Origin of the sequence: Rhodococcus sp. SBT000017, from assembly GCF_003688915.1 — a bacterium.
Taxonomy (GTDB): domain Bacteria; phylum Actinomycetota; class Actinomycetes; order Mycobacteriales; family Mycobacteriaceae; genus Rhodococcoides.
On the sequence record NZ_REFU01000001.1, the window covers coordinates 2,385,624 to 2,405,328 of the forward strand.

General features: G+C 64.8%; 26 protein-coding genes. 10 read left to right on the forward strand and 16 right to left on the reverse strand.

The features are described 5' to 3' along the window. Window positions 1–31: 31 nt before the first annotated feature. Window positions 32–2,323 carry a phosphoribosylformylglycinamidine synthase subunit PurL gene (gene purL / locus AYK61_RS10900; RefSeq protein WP_121870802.1) on the reverse strand — a complete coding sequence of 764 codons (2,292 nt, stop codon included), beginning with the start codon at window positions 2,321–2,323 and terminating at the stop codon, window positions 32–34. A gap of 102 nt (window positions 2,324–2,425) precedes the next feature. On the opposite strand from purL, the gene AYK61_RS10905 reads away from it, so the two are divergent. After that, window positions 2,426–3,190: a nucleoside phosphorylase gene (locus AYK61_RS10905; protein ID WP_237669113.1), complete on the forward strand. Its 765-nt coding sequence runs from the start codon at window positions 2,426–2,428 to the stop codon at window positions 3,188–3,190. 339 nt (window positions 3,191–3,529) lie between these two features. On the opposite strand, the gene AYK61_RS10910 is transcribed toward AYK61_RS10905, so the two are convergent. After that, window positions 3,530–4,795, reverse strand: a complete 1,266-nt coding sequence (locus tag AYK61_RS10910; protein WP_183130431.1) for a M18 family aminopeptidase — start codon at window positions 4,793–4,795, stop codon at window positions 3,530–3,532. A gap of 67 nt (window positions 4,796–4,862) precedes the next feature. Between AYK61_RS10910 and AYK61_RS10915 the strand changes: the two genes are divergently transcribed. Further along, window positions 4,863–5,771 (forward strand): hypothetical protein, encoded by a 909-nt coding sequence (locus tag AYK61_RS10915; protein WP_183130235.1) that lies wholly within the window; start codon window positions 4,863–4,865, stop codon window positions 5,769–5,771. Window positions 5,772–5,801: 30 nt separating this feature from the next. Here the strand turns inward: AYK61_RS10915 and AYK61_RS10920 are convergent, their stop codons facing one another. Then, window positions 5,802–6,242: a glycosyltransferase gene (locus tag AYK61_RS10920; protein ID WP_183130236.1), complete on the reverse strand. Its 441-nt coding sequence runs from the start codon at window positions 6,240–6,242 to the stop codon at window positions 5,802–5,804. Between the two features lie 271 nt (window positions 6,243–6,513). Here AYK61_RS10920 and AYK61_RS27800 point away from each other — a divergent pair, with 271 nt between their 5' ends. Further along, complete coding sequence (locus AYK61_RS27800; RefSeq protein ID WP_259468008.1) at window positions 6,514–6,636, forward strand: hypothetical protein; 123 nt, start codon at window positions 6,514–6,516, stop codon at window positions 6,634–6,636. A 275-nt stretch (window positions 6,637–6,911) separates the two neighbouring features. Here the strand turns inward: AYK61_RS27800 and AYK61_RS27260 are convergent, their stop codons facing one another. Beyond that, complete coding sequence (locus AYK61_RS27260) at window positions 6,912–7,073, reverse strand: hypothetical protein (protein ID WP_179273649.1); 162 nt, start codon at window positions 7,071–7,073, stop codon at window positions 6,912–6,914. A 227-nt stretch (window positions 7,074–7,300) separates the two neighbouring features. Here AYK61_RS27260 and AYK61_RS27805 point away from each other — a divergent pair, with 227 nt between their 5' ends. Beyond that, window positions 7,301–7,435, forward strand: coding sequence for a hypothetical protein (locus tag AYK61_RS27805; protein ID WP_259468009.1), 135 nt, complete (start codon window positions 7,301–7,303; stop codon window positions 7,433–7,435). A gap of 38 nt (window positions 7,436–7,473) precedes the next feature. Here the strand turns inward: AYK61_RS27805 and AYK61_RS10930 are convergent, their stop codons facing one another. Beyond that, on the reverse strand, window positions 7,474–7,773 hold the full coding sequence (locus tag AYK61_RS10930) for a hypothetical protein (RefSeq protein WP_121870806.1): 300 nt from the start codon (window positions 7,771–7,773) through the stop codon (window positions 7,474–7,476). 53 nt (window positions 7,774–7,826) lie between these two features. Continuing rightward, window positions 7,827–8,063: a hypothetical protein gene (locus AYK61_RS10935; protein WP_121870807.1), complete on the reverse strand. Its 237-nt coding sequence runs from the start codon at window positions 8,061–8,063 to the stop codon at window positions 7,827–7,829. Window positions 8,064–8,764: 701 nt separating this feature from the next. Here AYK61_RS10935 and AYK61_RS10945 point away from each other — a divergent pair. From AYK61_RS10945 to AYK61_RS10955, 3 genes are all read left to right on the forward strand, one after another. Further along, window positions 8,765–8,971 (forward strand): hypothetical protein, encoded by a 207-nt coding sequence (locus tag AYK61_RS10945; protein ID WP_121870809.1) that lies wholly within the window; start codon window positions 8,765–8,767, stop codon window positions 8,969–8,971. Between the two features lie 68 nt (window positions 8,972–9,039). Next, window positions 9,040–9,258, forward strand: coding sequence for a hypothetical protein (locus tag AYK61_RS10950; RefSeq protein WP_147458310.1), 219 nt, complete (start codon window positions 9,040–9,042; stop codon window positions 9,256–9,258). A 25-nt stretch (window positions 9,259–9,283) separates the two neighbouring features. Continuing rightward, the gene (locus tag AYK61_RS10955) at window positions 9,284–10,033 is read left to right on the forward strand and encodes a hypothetical protein (RefSeq protein WP_121870811.1); all 750 of its coding nucleotides are present in this window, start codon (window positions 9,284–9,286) and stop codon (window positions 10,031–10,033) included. Window positions 10,034–10,197: 164 nt separating this feature from the next. On the opposite strand, the gene AYK61_RS27265 is transcribed toward AYK61_RS10955, so the two are convergent. From AYK61_RS27265 to purS, 5 genes are read right to left on the reverse strand one after another with little or no spacing between them, the layout of a single operon-like run. After that, window positions 10,198–10,371, reverse strand: coding sequence for a hypothetical protein (locus tag AYK61_RS27265; RefSeq protein ID WP_183130237.1), 174 nt, complete (start codon window positions 10,369–10,371; stop codon window positions 10,198–10,200). After that, window positions 10,368–10,697, reverse strand: coding sequence for a hypothetical protein (locus AYK61_RS10960; RefSeq protein ID WP_121870812.1), 330 nt, complete (start codon window positions 10,695–10,697; stop codon window positions 10,368–10,370). The genes AYK61_RS27265 and AYK61_RS10960 overlap by 4 nt, the downstream gene beginning before the upstream one ends. A 7-nt stretch (window positions 10,698–10,704) precedes the next feature. Next, window positions 10,705–11,055 (reverse strand): VOC family protein, encoded by a 351-nt coding sequence (locus AYK61_RS10965; protein ID WP_121870813.1) that lies wholly within the window; start codon window positions 11,053–11,055, stop codon window positions 10,705–10,707. 36 nt (window positions 11,056–11,091) lie between these two features. Then, the gene (purQ, locus tag AYK61_RS10970; RefSeq protein ID WP_121870814.1) at window positions 11,092–11,769 is read right to left on the reverse strand and encodes a phosphoribosylformylglycinamidine synthase subunit PurQ; all 678 of its coding nucleotides are present in this window, start codon (window positions 11,767–11,769) and stop codon (window positions 11,092–11,094) included. Further along, a complete protein-coding gene (gene purS, locus AYK61_RS10975; RefSeq protein ID WP_121870815.1) occupies window positions 11,766–12,017 on the reverse strand; it encodes a phosphoribosylformylglycinamidine synthase subunit PurS in 252 nt (83 codons plus the stop codon). Before purS ends, purQ begins: the two co-directional genes overlap by 4 nt. A 100-nt stretch (window positions 12,018–12,117) precedes the next feature. Here purS and AYK61_RS10980 point away from each other — a divergent pair, with 100 nt between their 5' ends. After that, window positions 12,118–12,756 carry an MBL fold metallo-hydrolase gene (locus tag AYK61_RS10980; protein WP_121870816.1) on the forward strand — a complete coding sequence of 213 codons (639 nt, stop codon included), beginning with the start codon at window positions 12,118–12,120 and terminating at the stop codon, window positions 12,754–12,756. Between the two features lie 28 nt (window positions 12,757–12,784). On the opposite strand, the gene AYK61_RS10985 is transcribed toward AYK61_RS10980, so the two are convergent. From AYK61_RS10985 to AYK61_RS11005, 5 genes are all read right to left on the reverse strand, one after another. Further along, window positions 12,785–13,255 (reverse strand): LppP/LprE family lipoprotein, encoded by a 471-nt coding sequence (locus tag AYK61_RS10985; RefSeq protein WP_237669468.1) that lies wholly within the window; start codon window positions 13,253–13,255, stop codon window positions 12,785–12,787. 231 nt (window positions 13,256–13,486) lie between these two features. Beyond that, complete coding sequence (thiM, locus tag AYK61_RS10990; protein WP_121870817.1) at window positions 13,487–14,305, reverse strand: hydroxyethylthiazole kinase; 819 nt, start codon at window positions 14,303–14,305, stop codon at window positions 13,487–13,489. A gap of 173 nt (window positions 14,306–14,478) precedes the next feature. Further along, window positions 14,479–15,180, reverse strand: coding sequence for a DUF2334 domain-containing protein (locus AYK61_RS10995; protein ID WP_121870818.1), 702 nt, complete (start codon window positions 15,178–15,180; stop codon window positions 14,479–14,481). A gap of 55 nt (window positions 15,181–15,235) precedes the next feature. Further along, complete coding sequence (locus tag AYK61_RS11000) at window positions 15,236–15,745, reverse strand: glutathione peroxidase (RefSeq protein ID WP_374700635.1); 510 nt, start codon at window positions 15,743–15,745, stop codon at window positions 15,236–15,238. A gap of 130 nt (window positions 15,746–15,875) precedes the next feature. Next, window positions 15,876–17,273, reverse strand: a complete 1,398-nt coding sequence (locus AYK61_RS11005; protein WP_121870820.1) for a cation:dicarboxylate symporter family transporter — start codon at window positions 17,271–17,273, stop codon at window positions 15,876–15,878. Between the two features lie 176 nt (window positions 17,274–17,449). Here AYK61_RS11005 and AYK61_RS11010 point away from each other — a divergent pair, with 176 nt between their 5' ends. Both AYK61_RS11010 and AYK61_RS11015 read left to right on the forward strand, forming a co-directional pair. Continuing rightward, window positions 17,450–19,003, forward strand: a complete 1,554-nt coding sequence (locus tag AYK61_RS11010) for a sensor histidine kinase (RefSeq protein ID WP_259468010.1) — start codon at window positions 17,450–17,452, stop codon at window positions 19,001–19,003. Further along, window positions 19,000–19,674 carry a response regulator gene (locus tag AYK61_RS11015; protein WP_121870821.1) on the forward strand — a complete coding sequence of 225 codons (675 nt, stop codon included), beginning with the start codon at window positions 19,000–19,002 and terminating at the stop codon, window positions 19,672–19,674. The genes AYK61_RS11010 and AYK61_RS11015 overlap by 4 nt, the downstream gene beginning before the upstream one ends. The last annotated feature ends 31 nt before the right edge of the window (window positions 19,675–19,705 follow it).

The following is a 19,705-nucleotide window of genomic DNA, read 5'->3' on the forward strand; positions in this document are numbered from 1 at the left end:
TCCCCGACCGATGTGCGTCCCCCCACCTCGGTCAGCCGAAGAGTCTGGGAAGAGTGCTCTCGAACGTCTCGCGCAGCTCCGTCATCGGGACGGAGAACTGCCCTTGCACCTCGATCGAATCCGAGCCTTCGTCGACGACGCCGATGCGCGCCCACGGCAGACCACGGGCGGTGCACATGCCGGTGAAGCGAGTTTCTTCCGTGCGCGGTACAGCGACCAGTACGCGGCCCGAGGACTCGGAGAACAGCGTCACGAACGGATCGGCACCCTCGGGAAGGATGATGCGGCAACCGGTTTCACCGGCCAGTGCGGCTTCGACGACGGCCTGCGCGAGGCCACCCTCGGACAGATCGTGTGCCGCCGAAACCAGTCCGTCACGCGAGGACGAGAGCAGGATGTCTGCGAGCAGCTGCTCGCGGGCGAGATCGACCTTGGGTGGTACGCCACCGAGGTGATCGTGCTCGACCTGAGCCCAGATGGACCCGTCGAACTCGTCGTAGGTATCACCGAGCAGGATCAGCGTCTCACCGGGCTCGAGGCCGAGGCCGGTGGGGATGCGGCGATGCACGTCGTCGATGACGCCGAGAACACCGACGACGGGCGTCGGCAGGATCGGCTCGGCACCGGTCTGGTTGTAGAAGCTGACGTTGCCGCCGGTCACGGGAATGCCGAGGGTGACGCAGCCGTCCGCCAGTCCGCGTACGGCCTGCTGGAACTGCCACATGACGCCGGGGTCCTCGGGCGAGCCGAAGTTCAGGCAGTTGGTGACGGCCATGGGAGTCGAGCCGGTGACGGCGACGTTGCGGAACGCCTCGGCCAACGCGAGCTGCGCACCCTGATACGGGTCCAGTGCTGTGTAGCGGCCCGACGCGTCGGTGGCCAAAGCGATTCCGCGGCCGGTCTTCTCGTCGATGCGGATGACGCCGGCGTCGGCGTTCTCGGCGAGGACGGTGTTGCCGCGCACGTAGCGGTCGTACTGCTCGGTGATGAAACGACGGCTGCACAGCTGCGGCGAGCCGATCATCTTCAGCAACGTCGCCTTCAGCTCGTCACCGGTTTCCGGACGCTGCAGCGACGCCGTTGTGTTCGCGACCAGATCGTCCTGGCCTGCCGGCCGCTGCACGGGACGGTTGTACACCGGGCCCTCGTGCGCGACGGTCTTCGGCGGAACGTCGACAACGGTATCTCCGTGCCAGGTGATCTGCAGGTTGTCACCGTCGGTCACTTCACCGATGACGGTGGCGAGTACGTCCCACTTGCGGCAGACGGCCATGAACGCGTCGACATTGTCGGGCGTGACCACCGCGCACATGCGCTCCTGTGATTCGCTCGAGAGCACCTCGGCCGGGGTCATACCGGTGGCGCGCATCGGCACCTTGTCGAGCTCGATGTGCATGCCACCGCTGCCCGCGGATGCCAGTTCCGAAGTGGCGCAGGACAACCCGGCACCGCCGAGATCCTGGATGCCGACGACCAGCTTGTTCGAGTACAGCTCGAGGCAGGCTTCGATGAGCACCTTCTCGGTGAACGGATCGCCGACCTGGACCGCGGGGAGCTTCTTGCGGCCCCCACCGGTCTCATCGCCATCGAAAGTCTCCGAGGCCAGCACGGACACGCCGCCGATGCCGTCGAGACCGGTTCGTGCGCCGAACAGAATGATCTTGTTGCCCAGGCCCGACGCGAACGCAAGATGCATGTCCTCGACGCGCATGACGCCGGCACACAGAGCGTTGAGCAGGGGGTTACCGGCGTAGGAGGCGTCGAACACCGTCTCGCCGCCGATGTTCGGCAGGCCGAGGGAGTTACCGTAACCGCCGACGCCTGCGACGATTCCGCTCAGGACGCGGCGCGTATCGGGTGCATCGGCAGCACCGAATCGCAGCTGGTCCATGACGGCGATCGGGCGAGCGCCCATGGCCATGATGTCGCGGACGATGCCACCGACGCCCGTCGCCGCACCCTGGTAGGGCTCGACGTACGACGGGTGGTTATGGCTCTCGACCTTGAACGTGACGGCCCAGCCGTCGCCGACGTCGACGACGCCCGCGTTCTCACCGATACCGGCGAGCATGGGCTTACGCATCTCGTCGGTGGTGGTCTCGCCGAAGTACTTCAGGTGCACCTTCGAGGACTTGTACGAGCAGTGCTCGCTCCACATGACGGAATACATCGCCAATTCGGCGTCGGTGGGCCGACGGCCGAGGATTTCCTTGATGCGGACGTATTCGTCGTCCTTGAGTCCGAGTTCTTTGTACGGCTGCGCAACGTCGGGGGTGGCGACGGCGTTGGAGACGGTGTCTGTGGGTACAGAGCTAGCGGACACGAGGAATAGGTCCCTTCGATGGAGCGAAATGCCAGGGAGAGTCTATCGGGCGCAGGGGCCGGGGTTCTCATCGAGTGTTGGCCGTCGTGCGAACATCACCGGATGGACATCGCACTGACCGAGGACGATCTGGACGAAACGGGCGTCATCGACCCGTCGATGGTGGCCAAGGGAGTCGACGTCCCGCCGAAAGCCGTCGTCTGTTTCTTCTCCGAGGTGATCGAGAGCATCTGCGCGAAAGGCGACGCCCGAGTCGTCTCGATCATGCGCTCCGAGCACGGCGAACACCCCGTCTACGAGATCGAACGGAACGGGGAGAAACTTGCCGTCTTCCACCCCGGCGTCGGCGCTCCGTTGGCCGCGCTGTTCCTCGAAGAAGCCATCGCGATGGGGTGCACCCAGTTCGTGGCCGTCGGCGGCGCGGGAGCATTGTCCGACGACCTGGGCATGGGACACGTGATGGTGGTCGACAGTGCCGTCCGCGACGAGGGCACCTCGTTCCACTACCTGCCACCGGGCCGTGTGGTCGACGCCGATCCCGAAGGCGTCGCCGTGCTGCAATCCGTGCTCACCGACGCCGGAGTCGACTTCGTCACCGGCCGATCCTGGACCACCGATGCGCTCTACCGCGAGACCCGTGCCCGCGTGTCGCGCCGCGTCGAGGAGGGCTGCCGAACGGTCGACATGGAGGCCTCGGCCTTCTGCGCGGTTGCCCGATTCCGCGGAGTGCGATTCGCCCAACTGCTGTACGCGGGTGATTCCCTCGCCGCAGACTGGGATCACCGCGGCTGGACCAAGGCAACGACGGTGCGCGAGCAATTGTTCTGGCTCGCGGCGGATGCGTGCCTGCAATTGAGCCCGGTCTAGGTCTTCGGGGCGTCGGGTCGCTGGCTCACCCCTTGCCCACCCCCCGGCCCCCGCAAACGCGCGCGCGTTTGCCGAACGCGCGCGTAATCGCCACCGCGCGGGTCACGAATCCGCGCGCACCTGACGAATGCGCGCGCGTTTGCGCCGCCGAACGAGAAACGGGGAACGGGGAACGGGGAACGGGGTCGCGCCGCAGTATTCAGCTTCCGCCCACACCCTCCGGCCCCCACCCCCGCAAACGCGCGCGCGTTTGCCGAACGCGCGCGTAATCGCCACCGCACGGGTCACGAATCCGCGCGCACCTGACGAATGCGCGCGCGTTTGCGCCGCCGATCGAGCTCAGGCAGGGGCGAGGAATGCTGCCAGCGCGTCGGCGTAGGACTTCACGTCGGCAGCTCCCATCAATTCTCGCGATGAGTGCATGGCCAGCTGAGCTGCGCCGACGTCCACCGTCGACAGGCCGGTGCGCGACGCGGTGATGGGTCCGATGGTCGATCCGCACGGCAGATCGGCGCGATGTACGTAGCGCTGCAACGGAACTCCGGCCTGATCGCAGGCGAGCGCGAAGGCACCCGCACCCGCGGAATCCGTTGCGTAGCGCAGGTTCTGGTTGACCTTGAGCACCGGTCCCCCACCGAGTTCGATGCGGTGTGCGGGCTCGTGCCGATCCGGGTAGTTGGGATGCGTCGCGTGCGCCATATCGCCTGATGCACAGATGGATCCGGCCATCGTGCGCAGGAACTCCTCACGCCCACCGCCTCGTCCCAGCACGATGCGCTCGAGCACTGTGTTCAGCAGATCCGAGAATGCGCCACGGTCGGACATGCTGCCGACTTCCTCGTGGTCGAACAGTGCCAGCACCGGAGTGACGGCGGTCGGATTGTCCACTGCGGCAAGCAAAGCCTGGGTTCCGGCGTAGCAGGTTCCTTGGTTGTCCAGACGGGGCGCACTGACCAGTTCGGATTCGACGCCCACGACGGCACTGGGCGCGAGGTCGTGCGTCATCAACTCCCAACCCAGTACCGAATGCGGGTCGACGCCTTCTCGCACGGCAACGTAGGCGATGAACGACTGCGGTGAATTGCCCACGCCCCAAATGGCATTGACGTGTCGCTGCGGATCGAGGGTGACGCCCTTGCGATCCTCGGACAGGTGGATTGCCAGCTGCGGAACTCGCAGAATGGGCTCGTCTACCTTCACCAGTACCTCGCGGGCCGTGTTGCCGTCGCGCACACTCAACCGACCGGAGATACCCAGATCGCGATCGAGCCAGGAGTTGAGCCAGGCACCGCCGTACGGTTCGAGGCCCACCATCTGCCAGCCCGCTGATTGCAGATCGGGATGCTGCTTCACGCGGAGGTTGGGGCTGTCGGTGTGCCCGCCGACAATGCGGAAGGGACCGTCCTGCTCGGTACTCCACGCGACGAGTGATCCGCCTCGAACGAGGTAGTAGCGGCCTGGCTCCGTCGGCCAGGCATCGGCCTCCTCGAGGCGTACGAAACCGGCGTCCTCGAGCTGCACCGACACCGTCCGACACACGTGAAACGGGGACGGCGAGACGTCGACGAAGTTACAGAGACCGGTTGCAGAAGCGTTGGACGGCATGGGAACCATTGTGGCAGCCGCCGCGTCGAACACCTCGAGAGCACACACCGACCGGGGGGACGACTTCATGAAATTTCATTCTTTGCCTGACTACGGCGCAGTTCATGCGACCACATTCGCCATCGTGCGGATGAAGACGATCGAAGCATTTCGCAAGCGTGGGGTGGTGGTTCACCGCGAGGACGCGACAACTTTGGCGGTGGGCTCGGGCGTTCGCATGTCACTGAACAATTTGTTCGCCCGGTGCTCCGGGGTGAGTCGATCGGCGTGGGACGGCATCATCGCCGGCCATGTCGACCTCATGATCGAGACGATGCGTGAGGCGGATCCCACGTTCTTCACCGGATTGTCGGACGACGAATTCCACTCGAGGCTGCGCGAGCGCGTCATCGCTCCGTCCGCCCTGGCGGCTATGGGTGAGTGCGAGTACGAGTATTCCGTCCCACTACTCGACGTGCCGGGCGCACCGCGACGGGTACTGAACCTGTCTTCTCCGAATCGCGCTGTGACACTGGCAGATCGGCATCTCGTCGGCCGAGACCTGAACGCCGCCTGGGCAGCCGGCCGAAGGAACACCGCAGCGCTGAAGTTCGAGGACGGCCGAATTCTCAGCAGAAACAGCATCGACATCGAGGTCCTCAGCGGTGATTCGATCTACCTCGCGTCGAAGGTTGCCGATATGACCAAGCTGACCTCCGCGCACCTCGGCGAATGTCTGTACGGCGTATTGTTCGTCGTTCCCAATGCCTACGAGTTCGTTTTCCACCGGCCGCGCAACGCCGACGTGGCGCTCGCGGCAGCAGCCGAGCTCGCCGAACTGGCCGACGTGTTCTCGCGCGACACACCGAGCCCACTGTCGCGCTCGGTGTTCTTCTGGCGAGACGACGAGTACTGCCAGGTGTTCGACGGGATCTCGATCGAACCCACCGGCATCTTTGCGTCGACTGTGAACGAGCTGCGAGAGTGTGCGGCCTGACGTAGATCACCTGCTGATACGTATTCGGGATCAAGAGCTCCGGCGGAGTTGGACATCGACGTCCGTCGTGTCCGTCCGCGTTGTCGCGGCGGCGACTGCGCAGGGTTCCTCGGGCCGCCGCGTACGCATCAAGGCTCGCGCGCCACCGATGAGGTCCGACAGTACGGCGGGGAGGGTCGCGGTCGAGCGGGCCGAGGCGGCCGTGACGTTGCGGGCTGCCATCGCGCGCAGCGCATCGGGGTCGTCGAGCAATGCCCGAATCGATGCGATGTCGGAGGGATCGAACACCGTCACGCCGAGTTCGCGGATCTCGCTCAGCACCGGATAGGGCCCCGCCGCAATCGGCTTCCCGGCCGCGGCGGCCTCGAGTACCGGCAGCCCCCAACCTTCCCACGACGACGGCAGCACCACGAGATCGGCGGCGGCGTAGAGATCAGCGGAACTGTCGCTGAACCCACGATGGATCGGCACCCGGGGTGGTCCGTCGCACAGGTGGTTACGGATCGGTCCCGCCGGATCGGTCAACCAGTAGTGCGCCCGACGGCCGGGGCGGTCGAGTGATTCGTGGTGTTGTCCATGTCAGGCCTTTCTGAATCGGATGATGCCCCCGGTGTCGGGTTGCAACTCGAGTCAGCCATCTACGGCCGCACACCACCACCCCCGTCAACACGAAACCGCTGATCAGAGGCGAGTTCGACTATCCGGACCGGACGCCGGAGGTTCCGGACCGGAATCTGCTTCGATGCCCGATGCAGCTCATGCCGTCGACGGCGAGGACGACTTCGTGATACTCGAGGACGTCGGCGAGACGACCGTCTGGGGCAACCCGCGCGAGCGCCTCGGGATCGGGAATCGCTCGGTGTGATCGACATGGAGCGCAGCGCGAAGGTGTCGAAGTATCGCTTCGAAACTCGGGGTGCGCCGGTGGCAGGGATCGAAGGTGGTCGGGCAAGGGGATCGGTAGCGGCAGGTAGGCGTGCGCAGCTCTATGGCGACGACTGACGGGGTAGAGCGATGGGAGCAAACACGCGGAAGTGGACCACCCGACAATTGGGCGGGCGGTGCCGAAACGGACAATCAACGACGAACGCCCGCACTTCCGCGAGGGGAGTGCGAGCGTTCGAGTGTCGAGAGGCCGCGCTATTCGGGCGGCGGGACGGTGGGTCGTCCCGCTGCGGCGTCGCGAATCCACTGAGGTACCTCACGCCCGTTGCGTTCACGGATTGCGATCGATGCGCGAGCGGCGGCCGCGGCGACTTCCGGACGCCCGGCTTTGATCTTGCGTTCCTCGGTGGTGGTCATCGCGGTTCCTCCAGCTCATCGACTCGATTGTCAGTGTCCTCGTATTCAGAGGGTTGCGCCAGTGCGCGTCGGAGGGCGCGATCGGCAACGGCAACGAGAACGTCCTGTTCTGTTCTGGATATGAGTGGCGAATCTGTGACCGCCCCGTAGATATCCCACCCCAGGGCAGCTTCGGCGTCGTCCGTGCTGACTGTGTGGTCGAGGCACCAGGTGATCCGCTGCCAGGCTTGCGCGCGTTTGTCCGCCACGGTGCGTTGGCGGACGGTCAGGGCGACGCCGACGACGGCGAGGGCACCGACGATCAGGGTGACCCACTGCTTGAGCGGGCATCAGGGGCGTTCCTTCCAGGTGGGGCGGGGTAGGTGGCCCCGGTGCCGGGATATGGCACCGGGGCGGTCGGTTACCGGCGTGAGCTTCCGCGGATGATGTCGCCTTCGATGTAGGTGAACCCGTCTCCGCGGCCGTCACGGAGTGCGAAGTGGTAGTCCGCTTGGACCCAGACGGTATCGAAGTGTCCGGCGTCGGTGAGGGTGCCGAGTAGGTCGCGGTCGGCTCCGTTGGGGAAGAACGCGACTCCGGACGAGGGCGGGTAGTAGCGGTTCAGGGTGTCGATCAGGGATTCGACGCTCCGGCAGTCGGCGGCCGCGTCGAGGGCCTTGTCGTAGATGGTCCAGTAGTCGTCGTTGTCGTTGGTGGTCATGGCTTGTACTCCTCGGTCGGGTCGGTCGGATTGGGGGTGGTGAGCGGGCCGGGTCAGTAGTCCTCGTCCCGGTGCTCGCCTGCGTAGGTGGGGTCGAAGTCGGCGGGTGCGTGGGCCGGGTAGCGGCGTCGGAGATCGTCCTCGAGGTCGAGGCGGTCTTGCCAGTGCTTGTCGCATCTCGGGTGCGCGACCCCGGTTCCGGACAGTGCGTCCCGGTATTCGACGTCACCGGTGCAGTTGGGGCCGTCCGCGATGCAGGTAACGGTCTCGGTGTTCGTGGTCTCGGTCATAACTGTTGCTGCCCTTCGGAACTGGTGACGGGTCGGTCTTGCGTCCTCCCCACGTTTTTTCGCCGTTTCTGGCGTGAGGAGAGAAGGCAGTGCACGGGGACGACGGGGCAACCCCTCGTCTCGGACAGTTTTCGCGGGAGCGCAGCGACTGCGGGACGAAAAGTGTTCGGAGCCTTGGCCGTAGCGGAGCGGAGCGAGGGGTTGAGGCGGCGGGCACGGGTGATGCAGTATCGCCGGGAGCCAGATGTGCGACAAGAAATTCGATGTCTTTTCACGGTGCGGAGCGCAGCGGAGTTCGGTTCGGGGACGCCCGCAGGGTGGCCGGCACCGCCGACAGGCGGAGCACCGATCGCTCGTCGACCTTCGGATCTGGCCACCTCCCGGTTGTGGAGCTCGGCGGGTGATTGTGCGGGAGCGACGCAGACCGACCACGTTCAGTGTCGCGGTAGCGCTGGAAGTCGTTGGCACATCGCGAAAGCACTGCATGGTGCGACATCGATGGACAAATGTTTCGTAAACGTTTCTTCTACGAAGACTAGACAGACCGATCGTTACTGTCTTAGCATCAGTAACGATTCACTTTCCATCCGAAGCACGAGCCCGCTCCGTCGAGCAGCTGTCCGGATCGGTGATCGACCTGGGACCGTGTCACGAAACGCGTTCAACCCGGAGGTATTTCGATGTTCACTCGAGTTCGAAGCATGGTGGCTGCGGTCGCTGTGACGATCGCTGCAATGTTCGGCATCGGCACCGGCGTCGCTAACGCGGTGATGCTGCCGTACGCCTACTACCCGTCATCGCTGGCGTGCGCCGAGGCGGGCCTGGCTTTGATCGATGAGGGGGCGACCAACCAGTACTCATGCAGGGGCGAGCGGAATGGACTGTGGCACCTGTACATCAACGAATAGGGCCCCTGGGGCCGACGACAGATCTCGAACAGAGGGGAACAAGGATTGTGCGTAAGAAGATTATGGCTGTGGTCACCGGAATCGTGATGGCGGGAGCGCTGTCGGCGACGGTGGGTGCAGGTTCGGCTTCGGCATCCGTGGTGAAGATGGGAACCTTCTCGGAGCTACGGACCTGCGTCTACGCTGGTGAGGCAAGCGGGTCGATCTACTACACCTGCAAGCAGGAGGGGCCGAACACCTTCGTTTTGTATGCGGACGACGGGATTACGGACCGGGTAGCGAACTGATCGACCGAGGTGCGAGGAGATCGTCATGTTGGACCGGCAGCTCTTCGGTGATGGTGTCGAGATTGCGGGACACGGCGCTGTTGCCATCGATGATGGTAAGCCCTATTTCATGGGTGCGGGCTTCGAGCCGCCAGAAGGGCTGTCGGATACCGCAATTGCGTTGACGGGTTCGACTGCGGAGGACCTAGTGACGCAGGTGGACCCCGCGAGCCCTTGGGTGGCGATTCGTGGTCGCTGGCAGGGTCGAGCAATAGAACTGAGCGACGTGGAGCTCCTCGATCGGTCGCCGGCACCGGGCGAGTCTGTTGACCGCCCGGTGGTACCGTGCGATCCCCCTTCCGGTGGGTGGGTCGGGTATCCGGATCCGCGGAGGGCGTGGACGGACGAAGAGAAGGAGCTGCGCAGTTCGGGCGTTCTCGTTTCGAGAAGGTCCGTCGAAATAGAAGATGGCAGTTATGTTTTCGTGTTTCTGGTAACGGATCGTAGCGCCGCAACGGCAGTGCTCCATCGACTCTATGACGCGAACTCCATATGCGTCGCGCCGACTCGATGGACTGCGGATAAACAGCGGGAAACGATGCGTGCGCTCATCGACGACAGTTCCCCGTGGGCGGACATCTTGTTCGGATTCGGTGAGTCACCCGACGCCGACGGACAGAATCATATTGTCGCCGAACCGCTGGCAGTGACCGACGAGCTCGAGCGGTGGCTGCAAGACCAGCCGGACGGCCTTGTCGAACTACAGCCCGCGTTGTGGGAACTCGACAAGGGTTGACCGTATGCCGTGTTCAGCACGGCAGCGCTGAGTTCGCTTCGGGGACGCCCGCAGGGTGGCCCGGCCCTGCTCCCTCACGCTTTCCCGATCCTGGGCGATGAAGAAGGCCCGCACCCCGTGTCTATCGGGGTGCGGGCCTTATCGGTCTGCGGCTGTGGCCGGTGTCAGGGCTGCTCGGCCGGAGGGGTGGTCGGGCGTCCTTCGGCGGCGTCGCGGATCCACTGGGGTACCTCGCGGCCGCTGCGTTCACGGAGTGCGATCGAGGCGCGGGCTGCTGCGGCAGCGACACTGCGCCGTTCGGTCGCGGTCCAGGTCTTGCGGGTTTCAGCGGTGGTCATCGTGGGTCCTCCAGCTCGTTCTGGTTGTCAGTGTCCTCGGTTTCGTCGGGTTCCGCCAGTGCACGCCGGGTGGATCGGTCGGCCACGGCGACGAGGACGTCTTGCTCGGTGGTGGTGATGAGCGGTGAGTCGGTGACGGTGGCGTAGATATCCCATCCGAGTTCGGCTTCGGCGGGGTCGGCGCTGGTGGTGCGCTCGAGGCACCAGGTGATCCTTGACCATGCCTGCGCTCGTTTGTCGGCGACGGTGCGCTGACGAATGGTGAGAGCGACTCCGACGACGGCGAGGACGCCCACCACCAGAGTCACCCATGCCTGGGCCGGCATTCGATGCTCAGTGCGACCCGGACACGCAGAACACGTTGCCGTCGGGGTCGCTCAGCGTCACCCAGCGAAAGTCGCCCATGGTGTGCTGCGCAACTTCACTCGCACCCGCCTCGACCAGGCGCGCGACCTCGACATCGAGGTCAGCGGTGGTCATGTCGAGGTGGACGCGATTCTTGCCGGGCGTCGGGTCGTCGATCTTCTGAAACGCCATTCGGTACGGTGCCGCAGCGAGTTCGACGACGAAGAACCAGCCGTCGTTCTCCTCCACGATCGTGCCGTCGACCTGCGCCGCCCACCAGTGTGCGAGCGGTTCCGGATCGGTGGTGTCGAACGTGATCATGCCCAAGGTCAGTGTCATGGCGGCACAGTAACCGCCGCCACCGACAAGTTCGGGTCAGGCGTTGACGATCGTGTCCAGCGCCGAGTAGAAGATGCCAAGGCCGTCGTCGCTCGGTCCGGTCAGCGGCTCGGTGGCGTGTTCGGGGTGCGGCATCAAACCGACGACCCGACCGTTTGCCGAAGAGATGCCAGCGATCCCGCGCTGCGATCCGTTCGGGTTGCTGCCGCTGTAGCGGAAGACCACCCGGCCCTCACCCTCGAGCTCGTCGAGCACATCCTGCGGTGCCTGGAACCGACCCTCGGCATTTTTCACCGGAATCAGGATCTCGGCACCGGGCTCGTATCGCGACGACCACGCGGTATCGGAATTCTCCACCTTCAGCCACTGATCGCGGCACACGAAATGCAGGCCCTCGTTGCGGGTCAGAGCGCCGGGCAGCAGGCCCACTTCGCAGAGCACCTGAAAACCGTTGCAGATGCCGAGGATCGGCATTCCACCTTCGGCCGCCTTGACGACGGACTCCATCACGGGGGCGAAACGCGCGATAGCGCCGGCCCGGAGGTAGTCGCCGTACGAGAATCCGCCGGGAACGACGATCGCGTCGACGTTCTTCAGGTCCGCGTCGGCGTGCCACAGGCTGACGGCTTCGCCACCGGCGAGGGTGACCGCGCGGGAGGCGTCGACGTCGTCGAGGGTTCCGGGGAAGGTGATGACACCTACGCGGGCGCTCATGCGACGGGCTCGACCGACACCCGAGTGACCGTCCAGTCCTCGATGACGGTGTTGGCCAGCAGTGATTCTGCGATCTTCTCGAGCTCGGCGTCGTCGACGGAATCGTCGACCTCGAGTTCGAAACGCTTGCCCTGGCGGACGTCGGACACGCCGGAGATCCCCAGACGGCCGAGCGCTCCTGCGATCGCCTGACCCTGCGGATCGAGAATCTCGGCCTTGGGCATGACATCGACAACGACTCGGGCCACGAAAGCGCTCCTTGAAATACGTACAGCAAGACAGTTACCGGCAGGTGGGAGTCTACGCAGCCCTGGCGGGAGGCGCGAAACCGCGCTTACTGTGGGGTCCATGCGGCTGACACACTTCGGACATTCCTGCGTTCTCGTCGAACTCAACGGCACCACCGTGCTGTTCGATCCCGGCACGTTCTCGCACGGGTTCGAGGGCATCACCGGACTCGACGCGATCCTCGTCACCCATCAGCACCCGGATCACGTTGACCTGCAACGACTTCCCGCGCTCGTCAAGGCGAATCCGCGAGCGGCACTGCACGCCGATCCGATGACCGCGGGCCAACTCGGTGGCCAGTGGACGCCGGCTCCCGCAGGCAAAGCCTTCGCCGTCGGCGGCATCACGGTCACCGGCGTCGGCGGCACCCATGCCGTCATCCACCCCGAACTGCCGGAGATCGACAACACCGGCTACCTGCTCGGCACGCCGGAGAATCCAGGTCAGCTGTTCCACCCGGGCGACTCGCTGTTCGTCCCCGAGCAGCAGGTCGAGGTACTCGCGCTTCCCGCAGCCGCGCCGTGGTCGAAAATCTCCGAGACCGTCGAATTTCTGCGCGCAGTGGCCCCGAGGATGGCATTTCCCATCCACCAGGCCATCGTCGCGGAGCAGGCCAGGGGCATCTACTACGGCCGCTTCAAGGAGATGTCCGACGCCGAAATCCGCGAGCTTCCCGAGGAATCGTCCGTCTCGATCTAACCGGTGACCTCAGGCGGGAGAGTGCCGATCATGTCACCTGCGTCCCGTCCCAGCGGTAGTCGATCGTGGCCGGTCCGCCGGTCGGGTTCGCATTGGCGTCAGCGGCGAGTGGCCAGCGGTAACTCACTGTGATCGTGTCGGCGGACTGGGCCGCCACCGACGTGAACCCGTACGGCTCCGACGTCGCAGTGCCGAGGTACTCAGCGTCGTGGAAGAACAGCAGATGTGTCGGTGAGCTGACCGTCGCGCCGTACGGCAGAGCTTCGACCCAGGTGAACGACGCACAGGGATCGCCCATGTCGGTAGCGACCCACGGTGAATCTGCGAACACGAGCGGGAGCGAGTCCACGGCCTGCGGTACCTGCCCCCACGTCAGATCCAGGCACAGTGGCTCGGCTTCCGACGTACCCATGGGAATCAGGTCGCTGGCCTCCTCTGGTGGCGTCCGCTGCGGCTGCGTTCCTTCGGTGACGGGGGCCGGGTCGGGTGTCACCGGCACCGGACTCGCCTGGGTGGTTGCCGGAACGGCCGAGGACGGTGCTGCCGACGGGGTTCCTTGCTCCGCTCCGCCGCACGCGACGAGGGCTGTTGCACTGACTACGAGGAGTAGAAGTCGTTTCGCCGTTACATCCAGGCGATCAGCATTTTTCGCACCACTACGCGCACATTTCGCGACATTCCCGCGGAAATTTCGGCACAGTGGAGCACCAGTTGCACACTGGAGCGCGCGTCATTCAGGCCAGCCGATGTCGAGCCGAACCAATTCACGCAATGTCGACTCGTCGACCGAGTCCAGTCCGTCGAGGAATGCGGCAGCGAAGGACCCCGGCCGCGATGTCGACCGCGCAGCGATCTCCGACGCCACCGCGACATGCGCGTGCGCCGCGACTGCACCGATCAGCGCATTCGGCGAGACCGAGCAGTAGGCGGCAGCGAGCGCACCGAGCGCGCAACCGGTTGCGGTAACCCGCTGCAGCAGTGCACTTCCGCCGCCGACCTTCACCATGACATCCGGGCCGAGAATGTGATCAGTCTCCCCCGATGCCGCCACCACGTCCGATCGATCGAGCAGCGACCGGGCCGCATCGACCGAATCTGCCACGTGTGCAGACGAATCCACCCCTCGCGATCCACCCTCAGCGCCCGCCAGTCCCATGACCTCGGACGCGTTCGCGCGAATGACGCTGGGCCGGTTGGTAAGTAGCTCTACGGCCACCTGGGTTCGCCACGGCAGACCGCCCGCTCCCACCGGATCGAGCACCCATGGCTTCCCCGCTGCCCTCGCTGCGGCCGACGCCAGGTGAGCACTTTCCACCTGGGCGGCCGTCGGCGTTCCGAGGTTGATCAGCACCGCGTCGGCGATCTCGGCGAAGCCCGCCGCTTCCTCGGGGTTGTCCACCATCGCCGGAGCCGCGCCTGCGGCCAACAGTGCGTTCGCGACGAACTGAACCGACACGGTGTTGGTCAGACACTGGACCAGCGGATTGCGATCGCGCAGACGTCGATGTGCGTCGGCGATGTCATCCAGGGTCACGCTCATGGCACTCATCGAACCGAGTCTACGACCGCCCGCCCCCACCCCGTTCGCGTCAATGGACCACTGCACACGTCTGGGCGCTGCAAAGTGCCATTCACACACCTACGAGGTCCGCGTGGATGGCACTTTGCATACGTCTGGACCGTGCAAGGGTCCATTGACGCGAGAGCGAGCGAAGCGGTCCGCTATGCCACGCGGGCTTTGGATCGTGGGGTCCATTCGTACACCCCGGCCTCGGCTCCGTGGTGCAGGGAGAGGTCGATGGCATCGAGGATTGCCTGTCGCGGTCCGGGCCGTCCGAGTTGCTTGGCACTGATGGCCAGACGCACCACTCCATCACGGCGGGCGGTGCGGCCTGCGCCGAGTACCAGTGCCTTGAACCACCAGGGCTCGGCTTTGAATCCTTCGCCGATTCCCCATACCCGGGCGCGAACGGTGCCGTCACGGTCGAGGTCGTGAATACCGTTCAACGCAGCCAACATTCGGAATCCCGCGTCTGGAAGTGCCTCGACCGCACCGGGTGAGGCAATCCAGCGCGGAGCGGCGAACACCCGGGTGCGCAGGCCGGTCTGTTCCATGACGCGGTCCGCGGCCATCAGTCGAAGTCGGGCTTCGTGACGCGGCAGTGCGGAGAACTCGGAGCGGCGACGCTTCGTTGCGGCCTGGTCGTAGCCGTGCAGAACGATCGCGTCGCCTCCGTCGCGTCGCGTCCGCAGCCATTCCTGGGTGGGCACGTCCGCTGCGAGACGGTATTTGTCCTTCAACCGAGGCGCGACGAGCAGGGACAGCGGGACGCCTCGTCCGTCCAGGATCCGCGCGAATTCGGCGGCGTGCTCGTAGGTGTCGTTCTTGATACCGCTCACCGACACGATCAGGCGTCCAGACATGACTCGAGCCTCGCACACCAGCGTGAACGAGGCTCGAAGTCGATGCAGACAGAAGCTAAACGGACATCGTTTCCTTCGGCAGGATCTTGTCGATCGCTGCGAGCACCTCGGGGGCGTCCGGCTCGGTGCGCGGACGGAAACGGTTGGTGACGACGCCGTCGGGCGAGATCAGGAACTTCTCGAAGTTCCACTGGACGTCTCCGGACTTGCCTTCGGCGTCTTCGGTCTTGGTCAGCTCGGCGTACAACGGGTGCTGGTTGTCACCGTTGACGTCGACCTTCTCGGTCATCGCGAAGGTGACGCCGTACGTGGTGGAGCAGAAGGTTTCGATCTCCTCTGCGGTACCGGGTTCCTGGCCACCGAATTGGTTGCAGGGCACTCCGACGACCGAAAGGCCGCGAGAGGAGTAGTCGTTGGCGAGCTTCTCGAGCTTTTCGTACTGCGGGGTCAGTCCACACTTGGATGCGACATTGACCACGAGCACGGCCCGTCCGGCGTACTCGTCGAGCGAGGTGGGCGCACCACCCAGCGTGTTGATGCCGATGTTCTGAACTTCAGTCATCACCCGAACTTACCTGTGAGTACCGACAGAATGGAACCGACGTACAAAAGCAAGTACGACCCCGCTGGTGGCGGGGTCGTACTTGCGTTCTTCCGAACCGGGCGACGGGGGGATGCGCGGCGCCCGGCAGGTATTACGCCTTGGCGGCGGACTTTTCGATGATGACCTGCTTGTCGGCAGGTCGATCGTCCTCGGGGAGGTGGTCGTCGACCATGGTCTCCTCGTCGAACGGCAGCTTGCCGTCGAGAACGGTGTTGACCCGATCGTTGTCGATGGTCTTGGTCCAGGTGCCGACCAGCAGCGTGGCGACGGCGTTGCCGGAGAAGTTGGTCACTGCGCGGGCCTCGGACATGAAGCGGTCGATTCCGACGATGATCGGGACGCCGTCGAGGAGCTGAGGCGCGTGGCTTTCCAGACCTCCGGCCAGCGTGGCCAGACCTGCTCCCGAGACTCCTGCCGCACCCTTCGAGGCGATGATCATGAAGAGTAGGAGCGAGAACTGCTCGGGGAGCGAGAGAGGCAGGTTCATGGCGTCGGCGATGAAGATCGAGGCCATCGTCAGGTAGATCGCGGTTCCGTCGAGGTTGAACGAGTAGCCGGTGGGGACGACGATGCCGACGGTGGTGCGCTCGACTCCGACGTGCTCCATCTTGGCGATCAGACGCGGCAGGGCCGACTCGGACGAGCTGGTGGCGACGATGAGCAGGTACTCACGGGCCAAGTACTTGACCAGCTTGAAGATCGAGAATCCGGAGACGAACTTCAGGATCAGGCCGAGGAAGAAGAAGACGAAGATGAAGCAGGTGATGTAGAACGCCAGCATCAGGGTGCCGAGCTGGATGACGGCGTCGAAGCCGGTCTTGCCGACGACACCGGCGATGGCACCGAACGCACCGATCGGGGCGAGCCAGAGGATCATGGTCAGGATGCGGAAGACGAGCTTCTGTACTGCGCCGATGCCCTTGAGGATGCCTTCGCCGCTCTTGCCCATGGCCTGCAACGCGAAGCCGACCAGGATGGCGACGAAGAGTGTCTGCAGAACCGAACCTGCGGTGAGCGAGGACAACAGCGACGTCGGAATGATGCCGGCGATGAAGTCCATCGTGCCGCCCGCGGCTTCGGCGTCGGCCGCATACTCCGAACCTGCGCCCGCAACGGGGATGTTCAGGCCGTCACCGGGCTGGATCAGGTTGCCGACGACCATGCCGATGCCGAGCGCGATGGTCGACATGGTGAGGAAGTACGCCAGTGCCAGTCCGCCGACTCGGCCGACGCTGGCTGCGGCGCGGACCGATCCGATGCCGAGGACAATGGTGCAGAAGATGACCGGGCTGATCATCATCTTGATCAGGCTGACGAACAGAGTGCCGAGAACTGCCAGCTCGACGCCGAAGTCCTTCCACAGCAGGCCGACGGCCACACCTGCGATCACGGCAATGATCACGGCGATGTAGAGCCAGTGAGTCTTGTCGCGCTTCTTCTTGGGCTCGGTGGGCGGATTGTCGAACCGCTCGGCATCGATGGTTGTCATGAATGTTCCTTCTGGTTTCTGGTGAAGCGCGAGTCGAATTGGCTGACTTCGTGACTACTGGGAGTGGAGTGAGGTGGATCACGCCTGCTGAGAGATGATGTTGCTCGACGCCGTGACTGGAGTCACCTATACGTTCATTTCGTTCACACCGACTGTTCTTGCGCGAAAGGAATCCGTTGTCCGCCAAACGTCCGCTGAGTGTCGCCGGCCAGGTATTGGTGTTGCAGCTCGTCGTCATCGGCGTCGTCGTGTTCGCCGGCGGCATCCTGACGGTGCTCAACGAACGGTCCAACAGCGACGACGCGACCCGACGCGAAGTCACGGCAGTGGCCGTGAGCATCGCCAACGAACCGTCGACGCCTCTTGCGATCGAATCCGACGATCCGACGTCGCGTCTGCAGCCGGAAACGGAGAAGATCCGTCAGGTCACGGGTGTCGATTTCATCGTCGTCATGGCACCGGATCGGACCCGTTTCACGCACACGACCGTCGACCTGATCGGTAAACCGTTCAGCGGCAACATCGATCGCGCCTTGTTGGGCGAGACGTTCACCGAGACGTACGTGGGTTCACTCGGGCCGTCGATCCGGTCGGTCACCCCGGTCACAGATACGGAAGGTGAGATCGTCGGCCTCGTCTCCGCCGGCGTCACTCGCCAGAAGATCAGTGATCAGTTCATCCAGGGCCTCCCTCTCATCATCGGGGTCGTGCTCGCCGCCTTCGTCGTCGCCGCAGCGGGATCGACGCTGCTCAGCCGCCGGCTCAGGCGTCAGACACTGGGAATGGCACCGGCGGAACTGCGCACGATGTACGAGCATCACGACGCGGTGCTGCATTCGATCGGTGAAGGCTTGTTGGTGTTCGGCCGCGGCGACGAAGCGGAGCTGGTCAACGACGAGGCCCGACGGCTCCTCGATCTACCCGAGGGCCCGGTCTCGTTCGCGTCGTTGCCGGAGTCGATGCAGCAGATGGACACCGGCATCGTGCGCGGCGAATTGCATCTGACGAAGGATCGCGTACTCGTCGTCAATCAGGATCCGGTGATGTGGGAGGGCCGACGCCTGGGCAATGTGCTGACGATTCGCGATCAGACCGAATTGCGTTCGTTGATGGGTGAATTGGACTCGGTGCGCAGCTTCGCGGAGTCGCTGCGTTCGCAGGCTCACGAGTCGGCGAACAGGCTGCACACCGTCATCACCATGGTCGAGCTCGGCCGACCCGAGGAGGCAGTCGAATTCGCGACGGCCGATCTGGAACTCTCGCAGGCCCTCATCGATCGTCTGATGAACGCGGTGAGCGAACCTGCGCTCGCTGCGCTGCTGCTGGGCAAGGTCAGTCAGGCCGCCGAGCAGGGCGTGGAACTGACGATCACCGACGACACGGCGATGGAGCACGAGGGTGTGCTCACGGCACGTGAATTGGTCACGCTGGTAGGCAATCTGATAGACAATGCCATCGATGCCTCGAAAGAATCCGACCAGCCCTGGGTCGAAGTGACGGTCCGCGACGCCGATGGTGAACTCGTCGTCCGGGTCGCCGACAGCGGTCCGGGAATGCCGCCCGAAACGCTCAAAGCTGCTCTGCGGCGCGGCTACTCGACCAAGTCCGGCTCCCGCGGGCTCGGCCTCGCCCTGGTGACCCAGGTGATCACGCGCCATCGAGGCACCTTGACCTCGGAAGTGACGTACGGATCGGTCCTGGTTGCGACCATTCCGGGAGCTGCCTCGTGATCCGGGTGCTGATCGTCGACGACGAACCGCTGATCGCCGAGGCCCACAAGACGTACGTCGAGCGCACCCCAGGCTTCGAGGTGGCCGGGGTGGCGCATACCGGCGCTTCGGCCATGCGCTTCGCCAGTACCGAGGCCGTCGATCTGGTGTTGCTCGACATCGGCCTGCCCGACGCCAGCGGCATCGACGTGGCCGCCGCGCTCGGCGGTCTGCGGCCGAGCCTCGACGTCATCGCCATCACCTCCGAGCGGGACCTGTCGGTGGTGCGTTCGGCAGTGGCACACGGCATCGTGCTGTATCTGCTCAAGCCCTTCACGTTCGCTGCGTTCCGCGACAAGCTCGAGCGCTATCGCGAATTCCATGCCGCGTTGCCTGCCGGCGAGAACGCTTCCAGTCAGCGCGACATCGACCGTGCCATGGCGCATCTACGCACGGCCGACGAACGCGTCTCGACACCCAAGGGCATTGCCCCGCAGACGATGGACGGCATCACCGCGAGCATCAAGGAGGCGGCCGACGGACTCAATGCATCCGAGGCCGCCAAGGTCGTCGGAGTGTCCCGAGTGACGGCGTGGCGCTACCTCGAACGACTGGCCGACGACGGACTGGTCACCCGGCACACCGAATACGGTAAGGCCGGGCGACCGCAGGTCCGCTACGTGTGGCGCTGACGCGCCAGTGGTGCGGTCAAGTGCCCCAGAG

What these genes read in the sequence shown, in the direction of transcription:
- AYK61_RS10905 (WP_237669113.1), top strand. Translation starts at nt 2,426, where the DNA reads ATGGACATCGCACTGACCGAGGACGATCTGGACGAAACGGGCGTCATC.
- AYK61_RS10910 (WP_183130431.1), bottom strand. Translation starts at nt 4,795, where the DNA reads ATGCCGTCCAACGCTTCTGCAACCGGTCTCTGTAACTTCGTCGACGTC.
- AYK61_RS10915 (WP_183130235.1), top strand. Translation starts at nt 4,863, where the DNA reads ATGAAATTTCATTCTTTGCCTGACTACGGCGCAGTTCATGCGACCACA.
- AYK61_RS27800 (WP_259468008.1), top strand. Translation starts at nt 6,514, where the DNA reads ATGCCCGATGCAGCTCATGCCGTCGACGGCGAGGACGACTTCGTGATA.
- AYK61_RS27260 (WP_179273649.1), bottom strand. Translation starts at nt 7,073, where the DNA reads ATGACCACCACCGAGGAACGCAAGATCAAAGCCGGGCGTCCGGAAGTC.
- AYK61_RS10930 (WP_121870806.1), bottom strand. Translation starts at nt 7,773, where the DNA reads ATGACCACCAACGACAACGACGACTACTGGACCATCTACGACAAGGCC.
- AYK61_RS10935 (WP_121870807.1), bottom strand. Translation starts at nt 8,063, where the DNA reads ATGACCGAGACCACGAACACCGAGACCGTTACCTGCATCGCGGACGGC.
- AYK61_RS10945 (WP_121870809.1), top strand. Translation starts at nt 8,765, where the DNA reads ATGGTGGCTGCGGTCGCTGTGACGATCGCTGCAATGTTCGGCATCGGC.
- AYK61_RS10955 (WP_121870811.1), top strand. Translation starts at nt 9,284, where the DNA reads ATGTTGGACCGGCAGCTCTTCGGTGATGGTGTCGAGATTGCGGGACAC.
- AYK61_RS27265 (WP_183130237.1), bottom strand. Translation starts at nt 10,371, where the DNA reads ATGACCACCGCTGAAACCCGCAAGACCTGGACCGCGACCGAACGGCGC.
- AYK61_RS10960 (WP_121870812.1), bottom strand. Translation starts at nt 10,697, where the DNA reads ATGCCGGCCCAGGCATGGGTGACTCTGGTGGTGGGCGTCCTCGCCGTC.
- AYK61_RS10965 (WP_121870813.1), bottom strand. Translation starts at nt 11,055, where the DNA reads ATGACACTGACCTTGGGCATGATCACGTTCGACACCACCGATCCGGAA.
- purQ (WP_121870814.1), bottom strand. Translation starts at nt 11,769, where the DNA reads ATGAGCGCCCGCGTAGGTGTCATCACCTTCCCCGGAACCCTCGACGAC.
- AYK61_RS10980 (WP_121870816.1), top strand. Translation starts at nt 12,118, where the DNA reads ATGCGGCTGACACACTTCGGACATTCCTGCGTTCTCGTCGAACTCAAC.
- thiM (WP_121870817.1), bottom strand. Translation starts at nt 14,305, where the DNA reads ATGAGTGCCATGAGCGTGACCCTGGATGACATCGCCGACGCACATCGA.
- AYK61_RS10995 (WP_121870818.1), bottom strand. Translation starts at nt 15,180, where the DNA reads ATGTCTGGACGCCTGATCGTGTCGGTGAGCGGTATCAAGAACGACACC.
- AYK61_RS11005 (WP_121870820.1), bottom strand. Translation starts at nt 17,273, where the DNA reads ATGACAACCATCGATGCCGAGCGGTTCGACAATCCGCCCACCGAGCCC.